The sequence below is a fragment of the Pseudomonas sp. SIMBA_067 genome (genome assembly GCF_046534675.1).
GTDB classification, from domain to species: Bacteria; Pseudomonadota; Gammaproteobacteria; order Pseudomonadales; family Pseudomonadaceae; genus Aquipseudomonas; species Aquipseudomonas putida.
On record NZ_JAWRYH010000008.1, the window covers coordinates 53,251 to 66,186 of the forward strand.

The following is a 12,936-nucleotide window of genomic DNA, read 5'->3' on the forward strand; positions in this document are numbered from 1 at the left end:
TGCTGCGAAGAAGCCATCCGGGTCACCGTACACCTCCGCCCATACGGCGCTTTCGCAGCACAAGGCTGCTCCTACACATATCTCGCTTACCCCACGCTTGCGCAATGCCCGTCTACACTCGACGTCAGACCCCAAAAAGTGCGAGGCCGCTATGCCGCTCATGCCGGCCATTCTGCTGCTGCTCCTGATTTTGTGGAACACAACGGCCGGCGCCCTGACCCTGACAGACGAGGAGAAAGCCTGGCTGGCTGCCCACCAACAGCTGAGCCTGGGCGTAGACGCCTCTTGGCCACCGTTCGAGTTTCGCGACCAGGAGGGCCGGTACCAGGGATTGGCCGCCGATTACATCGCCGCGATCCAGCAACGCCTGGGCGTGACGCTCAAACCGGTCGAGCCCAGCAGCTGGACCGAGGTACTGGCGCAAGCGCGGGAAAACCGCATCGACCTGCTGCCCGGTATCATGTCCACCCCCGAACGCCAAGGCTATCTGGCCTTCACCCGCCCGTACCTGGACTTCCCCATCGTCATCCTCGCCCACAAAGGCGGCGCACAACCGCGCAAACTGGACGACCTGTACGGCCTGAAGATAGCCGTGGTCGAAAACTACGCCCCGCACGAACTGCTGCGTACCCATCACCCCGACCTCAACCTGGTGGCACTGCCCAATGTGAGCTCCACCTTGCAGGCCTTGGCCACCGATCAGGTGGACGCCGTGGTCGGCGACCTCGCTTCAAGCATCTGGAGCCTGCGCCAGCTCAAGCTCGATGGGCTCTACGTCAGTGGCGAAACGCCCTACCGCTACCAGTTGGCCATGGCCGCACCACGCGACAACAAAGTGCTGGTGGGCATTCTGGACAAAGTCATGGCCGACATGAGCAGCGGCGAAGTCAGCCAGATCCAGCAGCGCTGGGTGGGTAATGTGGTCGACCAACGGATGTTCTGGTCTGACCTGCTGGTGTATGGCCTGCCAACGGTGCTGTTGCTGATGGCCGTGCTGGCCGTGGTGATCCGAATCAACCGTCGGCTCAGCTCGGAAATTTCCCGGCGTATAGCACTGGAGCAGGAGCTGCGCAGCAGCGAGTACCACTACCGCGGACTGGTCGAGAGCCTGTCCGCCATCGCCTGGGAAGCCGATGCCAACGACTTTACCTACAGCTACGTCTCCCCACATGCCGAAGACTTGCTTGGCTACCCGCTGAGCGACTGGCTCAGGCCGGGCTTCTGGCGCAGCATCCTGCACCCGGAGGACGCCCTCTGGGCCCAGGCCTACTGCGACAGCGAAACCGCAGCCGGACGCGACCATAGCCTGGACTATCGGGTAATCCGGGCTGACGGCCAGCCCCTGTGGGTACGCAATATCGTCAGCATGATCGAACACGGGCACCAGCCGGTGATGCGCGGGCTGATGATCGACATCAGCGAAACCAAGCGTACCGAGGACGCCCTGCGCCTTTCCGAACAAAAGTTTGCCTCGGTGTTCCAGCAGTGCCCCGACATTCTGCTGATCGCCCGCCACAGCGACGGCTGCCTGCTGGAGGTGAACGAAGCCTTCGAAGAGCAGATCGGCCTGACCGCGGGACAGGTGCTTGGCCGCAGCGCTACGGATCTGCACCTGTGGGGTGTCGAAGGCTCCGGCCCCCCGCTGCTTGAGCGCCTGCACCAAGGCGGCATCCGCAACCTGGAAATGAGCTTCCGGCGCAGCAATGGCCAACTGTTCACCGGCCTCACCTCGGCCGAAACCTTCGAACTCGACGGCACCCCGGCACTGGTGGTGGCGGTGCGCGACATCAGCCAGCTCAAGGAAACCCAGGGGCAGTTGCAAACCTCGGAAGAGAAATTCGCCAAGGCGTTCCACGCTTCGCCCGACGGCCTGCTGCTGTCGCGCCAGAGCGACGGTTTGCTGCTTGAGGTGAACGAAGGCTTCTGCCGCCTCACAGGCTACGACCTCAACCCGACCATCGACCAGACCTCGCTTGACCTGGGTATCTGGGTCGACCTCAACGAACGCAAACGCATGGTCGACCAGCTCAACCGCGACGGCTTCGTGCGCGACTTCACCTGCCACATCCGCCGCAGCGACGGGCAGATCCGCCTGTGCGAGCTGTCCGCCAGGCCCCTGCCGATTGCCGGTGTCGACTGCATGCTGACCATCGCCCGCGACATCACCGAGCGCCACCTGATGCAGGAAAAACTGCAGCTGGCCGCCACCGTGTTCGAGAACACCGCCGAAGGCGTGCTGATCACCGACATCGACCAACGCATCAGTGCCGTCAACCGCGCCTTCAGCGAAATCACCGGCTACAGCGAGATCGAAGCCCTCGGCCAGACCCCGCGCCTGCTTGCCTCCGGCCAGCACGACAGCGCCTTCTATGCCGCCATGTGGCACCAGCTTACTGCCGAGGGCCACTGGCAAGGTGAGATCTACAACAAGCGCAAGAACGGCGAACTGTACCCCGGCTGGCTGACCATCAGTGCGGTGCGCAACAGCGAACGCGAGATCACCCACTTCGTTGCCGTGTTCGCCGACATTTCCAGCCTCAAGCACGCCCAGGCCAAGCTCGACTACCAGGCCCACCACGACCCGCTGACGGGCCTGCCGAACCGTGCCTTGTTCGAGAACCGCCTGCAGGCCGTGCTCACTTGCGCGCAGGTGTCCAACCGCCAGGGCGCGGTGCTGTTCCTTGACCTCGACCGCTTCAAACACATCAACGACAGCCTTGGCCACCCGGTCGGCGACCTGCTGCTCAAGGGCATAGCACAGCGCCTGAAAGAACAGGTGCGGGACGTCGACACCGTGGCCCGCCTGGGCGGCGACGAGTTCATCATTCTGCTGCCCGGCCTGCACAAGCCCAGTGACGCCAGCACCATCGCCAACAAGCTGCTGGCCTGCTTTGTCGCACCGTTCCAGGCCGGTGAGCACGAGTTCTTCACCAGCGCCAGCATCGGCATCAGCCTATATCCGCAGGACGGCACCGACGTGGCCACGCTGATCCGCAACGCCGACGCTGCCATGTACCGCTCCAAAGCCAAAGGCCGCAACCGCGTCGAAGCCTACACCCGCGACCTGACCGCCCAGGCCAGCGAGCGCATCGCCCTGGAGCACGAGCTACGCCGCGCCGTCGAACGCAACGAAATGAGCCTGTGCTTCCAGCCCAAGCTCAGCCTCAAGACCCAGAACCTGGTAGGCGCCGAGGCGCTGATCCGCTGGAGCCACCCGACCTTTGGTGAAGTGCCGCCAGAGCACTTCATCCACCTGGCAGAAGAGAACGGCACCATCCTCCAGCTCGGCGACTGGGTACTGGAACAAGCCTGCCGGCAGATGCAGGCCTGGAAGCAGCACTACGAACCCTTCGGCCCATTGTCGATCAACCTCGCCGGCGCCCAGCTTCGCCAGCCACACCTGGCCCGGCGCATCGAACAGTTGCTCAAGCACTACCAGCTCAAGGCGGGTGACCTGCAACTGGAGATCACCGAAAACTTCATCATGAGCCAGGCGGAAGAAGCACTGGCCGTGCTGTACCAGCTGAAAAAGCTGGGCGTGCAGCTGGCCATCGACGACTTTGGCACCGGCTATTCATCGCTGAGCTATCTCAAGCGCCTGCCACTGGACATTCTGAAGATCGACAAGTCGTTCATCCGCGGCCTGCCCGACGACCCCCACGACGCCGCCATCGCCCGTGCGATCATTGCCCTGGGCCGCAGCATGCAACTGACCATCATTGCCGAGGGCGTGGAAAACCAGGCTCAGCAACGCTTCCTGGCGGCCGAGGGCTGCGAGCAGATCCAGGGCTACATCGTCAGCCTGCCGCTGCCGCCAGGCGAGTTCGCGGCAACGTTTCTTCGCATAGCACTATCGGATCTTTCAGATGGCACAGGTGCGAAACCCTCGTTATAATCCGGCCACTTACTGAGGGCCTATAGCTCAGTTGGTTAGAGCAGAGGACTCATAATCCTTTGGTCCACGGTTCAAGTCCGTGTGGGCCCACCAAATACCAGAAAGCCGCGCGATTCCGCGGCTTTTTCATGCCTATCGATCAGCCGCGCCGTTATGCCCGCTTCTTCGATACGCTATTTGCCTGCGTCTCAGGCAACCGAAGTGCTTCCCAACCCTTCATGGCCAGGCCAACTGTCTTCGGCACCGGTTTTTCGCCCTTACGGTAATAAGCCAACATACGCCTGCTCAGCCCTAGCTCTTCAGCTGCTCGATCCAACGTCAGCTCATGTTTGGCCATCCAGCTCCAGATGAGCTCGTGTGAACACTCCCCCGTCCGCGAAGGTGAGCAGCAATGAAGCGGGGCCCACCACGGTTACCTCGGTCAGCTGGCAATGCTTGTTGGTCATGGATTCAACTCCTCCCACATTGCTACCAGTCGAGCCCTGTTTCGCGAAGCCCATTCAAGTGCCTTACTTGCGACCCACCGAGGCCGTCAATGGATACAGTGCAATGGTTGCACCAGACAGTATTATTCGAGCATCCCGCCCACAGCTCCGGAAATGTAACTCTTCTTACTCACCTCTTGACCGCATCTCGACCTGCCGCGGGTTGTAGAAGGTCATGCCAGCCGGAATATCCCGCGTAACCAACGACATCGCGCCAATCACCACGTCGTCGCCAATATCGATGCAGTCGGCAACGATGCAACTGTTAGCCCCCATGCTCACGTTGTCACCAATGCGCAGCGCGTAATCGTCCAACCCTAGTGTCTTGATACCGATCGAGCAGTTCTGCCGGACGAAGAAGTTGCGCCCGATGCTCACGTGTCGGGTAATTACTACCCCCGGCAGGTGCGCGATGCGCAGACCGGGTGCGATCTGTGCGCCGATGTCGATGTCCAGCGCGTACTTGAGGTTGAGCCGCTGTTGCATGCGCCGGGCGTGACGCCGCGCCAGGCCGCCGCGGGCGTCGAGGTACTGGGCCAGGCGGTAGGCAAAGAGGAAACGCAGTTTGTTGTCCTTGCGCGCACGGCGCAGCACGTTGAACAGCAGGCTTATACGGCGCCCGGGCCTTTTCTTGTTGGCGACTTCCAGTCGCCAGCATTCGAGCAGGTGGTCGAGGTTCACGCTGAGGTTCCCGTTGAGCTAGCGCTTCATCATGCCGAAGGCACAGCCACCAGGCCAGCGCAGTCGTTGTAGGAGCGCGTCGGATTGTTCAGCTGTGCCCGGCCTTGCCCTGATTGGCACTCGCTGGCTAGGCTAGCAGGCCAACCGTAGAGACTCGCCATGTCGGATTCCCGCTCCATCACGCTGGATGAAATCGATCGCCAGCTGATCGCCCTGCTGCAAATCAACGCCCGCGAAAGCGTCGCCACCCTCGCGCGCCAGCTGGGCATCGCCCGCACCACCGTCAACTCGCGCCTGGAACGGCTGGAGAAGAACAAGGTCATCTCAGGCTATGGCGTGCGCTTGGGTCAGAGTGTGATGGGTGGCGGGCTGCAAGCGTACGTGGGGATCAAGGTGCAGCCGCGCTCCGGGAAGGAAGTGGTACGCCGTCTGAGTGCCATGGGCCAGGTGCAGCAGCTGTGTGCAGTAAGCGGCGAATTCGACTATGTGGCCTGGCTGCGTACGGACTCGCCCGAGCAACTGGACCAGCTGCTCGACCAGATCGGCAGTGTCGACGGGGTGGAAAAAACCACCACGTCGATCATTCTCAGCAGCAAGGTGGATCGCGGTCAGCCAATCTGAGCGACACCCTCCAGCACCGTCAAATATCTTGAGTGAAACGCTGTATCGACCGATCGAGGCCTATACCTGCGTTACTTGCTGCAATTCATTCGTGCTGAGGCGTAGCGTCAATGCGTAATAGGCTGGTTAGAGGCCGGATTGACAGGCCTCACCACCTCTTCCAAACTATACGCAGATAACGTACACAGCATGGACGCCGTTTTTGTTGAGCTTCCCCCGTTCGAACGTCATCGTCCCAGTTACCTGAGCGACGAAGACTTTCGCTCCTTGCAACAGTTTTTGTTGAAGAATCCGCTTGCTGGAGATTTGATCCAAGGTACAGGTGGCCTCCGGAAGCTGCGATTTTCGGACTCCCAACGCCAAAAGGGCAAGCGGGGCGGTATCCGCGTCATCTACTACTTCTGGCTTCCGGGGACTCAATTCTGGCTGTTTACCCTATACGGCAAAGGCATGCAGGATGACTTGACCGACTCCCAGCGAAAAGCTCTGAGAACCATGCTCGAACGCGAATACCTGTCGAGGACCCACCATGCCACGCAACCTGTTCACTGAACTCACTGAAGGCTTCGACGCCTTGGCCGAAGAACGCCAAGGCAAGAAGACCCTGCGCTCGCACAAAGTCAGCTCCATCGAACTGGCCCCCTTGGCGCCTAATGAACTGTTGGAACTGCGCCAGCGCCTCAACATGTCCAGGGCACTGTTCGCGAACTGTCTACGGACCAACGCCAGAACACTGGAGAACTGGGAGCAAGGCCGTTCCAGACCTAATGCGCAGGCTGTTGCGCTCATTCGCCTTGTGCAGAAATACCCCGAGACCGTGGATCACCTCGCATCCCTTATCTGATTCATCATAATTGATCTTTTATTAGTAAATATGACGAATAAAGCTACATTCAGACACCACTCTGAACCTTAATTACGAACGGGCTACTCCCTAAAATGACCACCAGGCATCTCCTATACTCAGGCTCCGCTCCCCGCGCAGCCTCTCTGGCAAGGTCACTTCATGAACAAGAAAAACCGCCACCCCGCCGACGGCAAGCAGCCCATCACCATCTTTGGTCCGGACTTCCCCTTCGCCTTCGACGACTGGCTGGAACACCCCGCAGGCCTGGGCAGCATTCCAGCCGAGCGCCAGGGTGAAGAAGTGGCCATCGTGGGTGCCGGTATCGCCGGCCTGGTGGCGGCCTACGAGCTGATGAAACTGGGCTTGAAGCCGGTGGTGTACGAGGCCTCCAAGCTGGGTGGCCGGCTGCGTTCGCAAGCCTTCAACGGCACCGACGGGATCATCGCCGAACTCGGCGGCATGCGTTTCCCGGTGTCGTCCACGGCGTTCTATCACTACGTGGACAAGCTGGGCCTGGAGACCAAGCCCTTCCCCAACCCCCTGACCCCGGCCTCGGGCAGCACAGTGATCGACCTGGAAGGCCAGACCTACTACGCCGAAAAAACCACCGACCTGCCCAAGCTGTTCCACGAAGTGGCCGACGCCTGGGCCGACGCCCTGGAAAGTGGCGCCCAGTTCGCCGACATCCAGCAAGCTATCCGCGACCGCGATGTACCGCGGCTCAAGGAGTTGTGGAACAAGCTGGTGCCGCTGTGGGACGACCGCACCTTCTACGACTTCGTGGCCACCTCGCGCTCGTTCGCCAAACTGAGCTTCCAGCACCGCGAAGTGTTCGGCCAGGTCGGCTTTGGCACCGGCGGATGGGACTCGGACTTCCCCAACTCGATGCTGGAAATCTTCCGCGTGGTGATGACCAACTGCGACGACCACCAGCACCTGGTCGTCGGCGGTGTGGAGCAGGTGCCGCAAGGTATCTGGCGCCATGTGCCCGAGCGCTGCGCCCACTGGCCGGAGGGCACCAGCCTCAGCGGCCTGCATGGCGGCGCGCCGCGCACCGGGGTCAAGCGCATTGCCCGTGCCGCCGATGGCCGCCTGGCGGTCACCGACAACTGGGGCGACACCCGGCACTACGGCGCCGTGCTCGCCACCTGCCAGACCTGGCTGCTGACCACCCAGATCGACTGCGAGGAATCGCTGTTCTCGCAAAAAATGTGGATGGCCCTGGACCGCACCCGCTACATGCAATCGTCGAAGACGTTCGTCATGGTCGACCGGCCGTTCTGGAAGGACAAGGACCCGCAAACCGGCCGTGACCTGATGAGCATGACCCTCACCGACCGCCTCACCCGCGGCACCTACCTGTTCGACAACGGCGACGACAAGCCGGGGGTCATCTGCCTGTCCTACGCCTGGATGAGCGACGCGCTGAAGATGCTGCCGCACCCGGTGGAAAAGCGCGTGCAGCTGGCCCTGGATGCGCTGAAGAAGATCTACCCCAAGACCGATATCGCCGGGCACATCATCGGCGACCCGATCACCATTTCCTGGGAGGCCGACCCGCACTTCCTCGGCGCCTTCAAGGGCGCCCTGCCGGGCCACTACCGCTACAACCAGCGCATGTACGCGCACTTCATGCAGCAAGACATGCCTGCCGAGCAGCGCGGCATGTTCATCGCCGGTGACGACGTGTCGTGGACCCCGGCGTGGGTGGAAGGCGCGGTGCAGACGTCGCTGAATGCGGTGTGGGGTATCATGAACCACTTCGGTGGCCAGACCCACCCGGACAACCCCGGCCCGGGCGATGTGTTTGACGAGATCGGCCCGATCGCCCTCGCAGACTGACACAAGGAGGCACCATGCGCATTGCTCTGTTCCAGGGCGCCCCCAAGCCACTGGACGTGCCCGGCAACTTGCAACGGCTGCGCCACCAGGCGCAGTTGGCAGCCGACCGCGGCGCCCAGTTGCTGGTGTGCCCGGAAATGTTCCTGACCGGCTACAACATCGGCCTGGCCCAGGTCGAGCGGTTGGCCGAAGCCGACGATGGCCCGGCGGCGATGGACGTGGTGGAAATAGCCCAGGCGCACCGCATCGCGATCGTCTATGGCTACCCCGAGCGTGGTGATGATGGGGCGCTCTACAACAGTGTGCAGTTGATCGACGCGCACGGGCGCAGCCTGTGTAACTACCGCAAGACTCACCTGTTCGGTGAGCTGGACCGCGCGATGTTCAGCGCAGGCCCAGACCACTTCCCGGTGGTGGAACTGGACGGCTGGAAAGTCGGCCTGCTGATCTGTTACGACATCGAGTTCCCGGAGAACGCCCGACGCCTGGCGTTGGGTGGTGCCGAACTGATCCTGGTGCCGACGGCGAACATGGCCCCGTACGACTTCGTCTGCCAGGTGACCGTGAGGGCGCGGGCGCAGGAAAACCAGTGCTACCTGGTGTATGCCAATTATTGCGGCTCGGAAGACGAGATCCAGTATTGCGGGCAGAGCAGCATCATCGGCCCTGATGGCAGCCTGCTGGCCATGGGTGGGCGGGATGAATGCCTGTTGCTGGCGGAACTGGAGCATGAACAGGTGGTGCAGGGGCGGGAGGCATTTCCTTACCTGACAGACCTGCGCCAGGAACTGCACCTGCGTAAAAGCTGACGTCCCATTCGCGGGCATGCCCGCTCCCACAGGATTGGTGTCAGTCTGCAAGCCACACCATACCTGTAGGAGCGGGCGCGCCCGCGAAGAGGCCGGGCCTGCTCATACAAATGGGTTAGCATGAACACCTACCCGGAGTTTCCATGCCTGACACCACCCGCCACCTCACCCTCGCCAACGGCCTGCAGCTGACCCTGCGCCACGCCCCGCGCCTTAAGCGCTCGGCCGCCGCATTGCGGGTGCACGCGGGCAGCCATGACGCTCCCGCCAGGTGGCCCGGCCTGGCCCACTTCCTTGAACACCTTTTCTTCCTTGGCACCGCGCAGTTCCCCCTGAACGACGGCCTGATGCGCTACGTCCAGGCCCTCGGTGGCCAGGTCAACGCCAGCACCCGGGAACGCGCCACCGATTTTTTCTTCGAAGTGCCGACCAATGCATTGGCCGGGGGCCTTGAGCGCCTGTGCCAGATGCTGGCCGAACCGGACCTGGGCATCGAGCGCCAACGCCGCGAACGCGAAGTGATCCACGCCGAATTCATTGCCTGGTCGCGCAACCCGCAGGCTCAGCAGCAGTTCGCCTTGCTGCAATCGGTTTCGCCGGGCCATCCGCTAGGCGCTTTTCACGCTGGTAACCGGCACACCCTGGCCTTGCAGAATGCTGCCTTCCAGCACGCCCTCAAAGGCTTTCACCAACGGTATTACCAGGGCGGCCAGATGACCCTGAGCCTGTGTGGCCCACAGTCGCTGGATGAAATGGAGCAGCTAGGCAGGCAACATGCCAGCCTGTTCGCCGCGGGCACGCATGCGCCACAAACGCTGCCGCCGCCACTGTCGCCACCGAACGCGCGCCTGGTGTTCACCCATGAAAAGCTCCCGGCAGGTGCCGAGCAGGCCCTGGAATTACTGATCAGTTGCCTGGGCGACAACCGCCCGGGTACCTGGCTGCATGCGCTGCGCCAACGCGGCTGGCTGCAAAGCTTCAAGGCCGAGAGGCTGTACAGCTTCTCCGGGCAGTTACTTTGGCACATCGACCTGCAGCTCAGCGCAAGCGCCAAACCGGACGAAGCAGATGCCCTGCTGCAGGGTTGGTTCAGCTTCATCCGCCAGGCCGACCTTGAGCAGATGAACCACGCATTCGGCCTGCTGCAGCTCAGCCGTGAACGCAGCGCCGGCGCGCTTGAGCTGGCTCGCCGGGACAGCACGGGCCAGCCGTTCGCCAAGCTGGATGCGCAAGGCCTGCAGGCCCTGGGCGCACTGCTCCAGGGCCTGCCGGGCCAAGCGCATGGGCAATGGCAACTGCCCCCCGTCGACCCCTTGCTGATGGCAGATTTGCCCAATGCCCCGGCACAACCTCTACCGGCGGCCTTGAAGACCAGCGACCTGCTGCCTGGCACCCGTCAGTACGCCGCGCTTTACCTGCGCTGGCACGTGCCATCGACCCTGCGCCAGCGTTTGCAGGCCGTGCTGGAACAGGCGCTGGCCCCACTACAGGAGCGCTGCGAGCGCGCGTCGGTGCAACTGCTGTTCAGTGCCGTTGGCGAATACTGGCAATTGCGCTGCGCCGGGCAACCGGCAGCGGTGCTTCGGGCATTGGAGCAGGCCTTGGCCCTGATGCTCAAGCCAGCAACCAGTTGCTGGCAGCCCAGCACGGCGACGCCACCGCCACTGGTCCCCATCAGGGCCTTGCTCAAGCAACTGCCCGACGCGGTACTGGGCGCCCACCCCGCAAGTGCGCCTGCCGGCATGCCGACGCAGTCACAACTCGACAGCCTGTGGCAGCACGCCCGCTGGCATGGCCTTGCCACAGGTTTCGACGCTGCTGCGCTGAGCGCTTTGGGCACTGCGTTACAGCACTGCCCTGGGCAAGGCTCGCTGCCTGCCCCCCCGCCTACATGGGCCAGCCACCGTTGGCAGCACGCCGAAGTACCCGGCAGTGAACACGCCCTGTTGCTGTTCTGCCCGCTCCCTGCGACCAGCGAAGCCAGCGGCCGCGTGTTTGCGCAATTGCTGCAAGGGCCGGTTTACCAACGGCTGCGGGTAGAGCTGCAACTCGGCTACGCGGTGTTCAGTACCTTTCGTCAGGTCGAGGGTGTCGGCGGCCTGGTGTTCGGGGTGCAGTCGCCAAATACCCGCCCAGCGCAGATCCTCGACCACCTGCTCACCCTGCTGCGGCAAGGCATCACGCTGGATCCGCGCGCTCGGGTGGCGTTGGCCGAGCAATTCGACGAGCCCGCCATGGCCAACGCCGACGTTGCCGAATGGGCATGGCAGACACACCTGGCTACACAACCGGGCACGTTGGATGAGCTGCGCCGGGCTATCTTGAAGACGCGGCAGACGGATCTGGACCAGCTGCTGGGCACCCTGCTCGATAAGGACTGCCCTTGGCTCTGCTTGGCCAACGCTGCCGCGCCAGCCCTTGAATGGCCGTGAACAACCTCGCGATTGTTACGCCAATTACAACGGCGCTTTTCGAATAATTAACCTTTCGGTACAAATTTTTCTTGTAAGATAGCGCAATCCCAGTTTCAGGGAACTGCCGGCCCATGGCGGTACCCAAGTAGTAGCTGAGCAACCCAACCCTCATTCGGAAGGAGTAATTCCATGTGGACCAAACCTGCTTACACTGACCTGCGTATCGGTTTCGAAGTCACCATGTACTTCGCAAGCCGCTAAGCCAGGCTTGCGCCTCAACGCCTCGGCCCGCCGGGGCGTTTTCGTTTTTACGACACGGTTTTCTGCATAGAGAGTGGCCATGTACATCCAGGTTCTCGGCTCCGCCGCCGGTGGCGGGTTCCCGCAGTGGAACTGCAACTGCGTCAACTGCAAGGGCTACCGTGACGGCACCCTGCGGGCCACGGCGCGCACCCAATCGTCCATCGCCCTGTCCGACGACGGCGTGCACTGGGTGCTGTGCAATGCCTCGCCCGACATCCGCGCCCAGCTCCAGGCCTTTGCGCCGATGCAGCCGGCCCGTGCCCTGCGCGACACCGGCATCAACGCCATCGTCCTGCTGGACAGCCAGATCGATCACACCACCGGCCTGCTCAGCCTGCGCGAAGGTTGCCCGCACCAGGTGTGGTGCACCGACATGGTCCACCAGGACCTGAGCACCGGTTTCCCGCTGTTCAACATGCTCAGCCACTGGAACGGTGGCCTGCAGTGGAACCGCATCGAGCTGGAAGGCAGCTTCGTGATCGACGCCTGCCCAAACCTCAAGTTCACCCCGTTCCCGCTGCGCAGCGCCGCGCCGCCCTACTCCCCGCACCGCTTCGACCCGCACCCGGGCGATAACCTGGGTTTGATGGTCGAAGACACCCGCACCGGCGGCAAGCTGTTCTACGCACCGGGCCTGGGCCAGGTAGACGAAAAGCTGCTGGCGATGATGCACGGTGCCGACTGCCTGCTGGTCGACGGCACCCTGTGGGAAGACGACGAAATGCAGCGCCGTGGCGTGGGCACCCGCACCGGCCGCGAGATGGGTCACCTGGCCCAGAACGGCCCTGGCGGCATGCTGGAAGTGCTCGACGGCTTCCCGCGCCAGCGCAAGGTACTTATCCACATCAACAACACCAACCCGATTCTCGACGAAGACTCACCCGAGCGCGCCGAAGTCCTGCGCCGGGGCGTCGAAGTTGCCTTCGATGGCATGAGCATCGAGTTGTAAAACCGAGATCGCACAAGCAACACAGTTCCCCTGTGGGAGCGGGTTCACCCGCGAAGAATCCAACACAGTGTATGGCACCGGCTTCGCCGG

At 62.7% G+C, this 12,936-nt stretch carries 11 protein-coding genes and 1 tRNA gene; 10 read left to right on the plus strand and 2 right to left on the minus strand.

The features are described from left to right. Positions 1–151 precede the first annotated feature (151 nt). Positions 152–3,895, plus strand: coding sequence for an EAL domain-containing protein (locus SB765_RS18140; RefSeq protein ID WP_410911165.1), 3,744 nt, complete (start codon positions 152–154; stop codon positions 3,893–3,895). 16 nt (positions 3,896–3,911) lie between these two features. Next, positions 3,912–3,988 (plus strand) — tRNA-Ile (locus SB765_RS18145). A 230-nt stretch (positions 3,989–4,218) separates the two neighbouring features. On the opposite strand, the gene SB765_RS18150 is transcribed toward SB765_RS18145, so the two are convergent. Further along, positions 4,219–4,341 (minus strand): hypothetical protein, encoded by a 123-nt coding sequence (locus SB765_RS18150; RefSeq protein WP_410931713.1) that lies wholly within the window; start codon positions 4,339–4,341, stop codon positions 4,219–4,221. Between the two features lie 165 nt (positions 4,342–4,506). Beyond that, complete coding sequence (locus SB765_RS18155) at positions 4,507–5,061, minus strand: serine acetyltransferase (RefSeq protein WP_341797387.1); 555 nt, start codon at positions 5,059–5,061, stop codon at positions 4,507–4,509. Between the two features lie 159 nt (positions 5,062–5,220). On the opposite strand from SB765_RS18155, the gene SB765_RS18160 reads away from it, so the two are divergent. The 8 genes from SB765_RS18160 (at position 5,221) to pqqB (ending at position 12,846) form a co-directional block, all read left to right on the plus strand. Next, positions 5,221–5,682 carry an Lrp/AsnC family transcriptional regulator gene (locus SB765_RS18160; protein ID WP_059394951.1) on the plus strand — a complete coding sequence of 154 codons (462 nt, stop codon included), beginning with the start codon at positions 5,221–5,223 and terminating at the stop codon, positions 5,680–5,682. A gap of 189 nt (positions 5,683–5,871) precedes the next feature. After that, complete coding sequence (locus SB765_RS18165) at positions 5,872–6,234, plus strand: toxin (protein ID WP_341797385.1); 363 nt, start codon at positions 5,872–5,874, stop codon at positions 6,232–6,234. Then, positions 6,212–6,526: a helix-turn-helix domain-containing protein gene (locus SB765_RS18170; RefSeq protein WP_341797384.1), complete on the plus strand. Its 315-nt coding sequence runs from the start codon at positions 6,212–6,214 to the stop codon at positions 6,524–6,526. The genes SB765_RS18165 and SB765_RS18170 overlap by 23 nt, the downstream gene beginning before the upstream one ends. 162 nt (positions 6,527–6,688) lie before the next feature. Next, positions 6,689–8,371 (plus strand): flavin monoamine oxidase family protein, encoded by a 1,683-nt coding sequence (locus SB765_RS18175; RefSeq protein ID WP_132843037.1) that lies wholly within the window; start codon positions 6,689–6,691, stop codon positions 8,369–8,371. A 14-nt stretch (positions 8,372–8,385) separates the two neighbouring features. Then, complete coding sequence (locus SB765_RS18180) at positions 8,386–9,180, plus strand: carbon-nitrogen hydrolase family protein (RefSeq protein ID WP_341797383.1); 795 nt, start codon at positions 8,386–8,388, stop codon at positions 9,178–9,180. Between the two features lie 143 nt (positions 9,181–9,323). Then, positions 9,324–11,612 (plus strand): pyrroloquinoline quinone biosynthesis protein PqqF, encoded by a 2,289-nt coding sequence (pqqF, locus tag SB765_RS18185; RefSeq protein ID WP_410931714.1) that lies wholly within the window; start codon positions 9,324–9,326, stop codon positions 11,610–11,612. Positions 11,613–11,783: 171 nt separating this feature from the next. Beyond that, positions 11,784–11,855 (plus strand): pyrroloquinoline quinone precursor peptide PqqA, encoded by a 72-nt coding sequence (gene pqqA / locus SB765_RS18190; RefSeq protein ID WP_008365141.1) that lies wholly within the window; start codon positions 11,784–11,786, stop codon positions 11,853–11,855. 79 nt (positions 11,856–11,934) lie between these two features. Beyond that, the gene (pqqB, locus tag SB765_RS18195) at positions 11,935–12,846 is read left to right on the plus strand and encodes a pyrroloquinoline quinone biosynthesis protein PqqB (RefSeq protein ID WP_410911149.1); all 912 of its coding nucleotides are present in this window, start codon (positions 11,935–11,937) and stop codon (positions 12,844–12,846) included. Positions 12,847–12,936 lie beyond the last annotated feature (90 nt).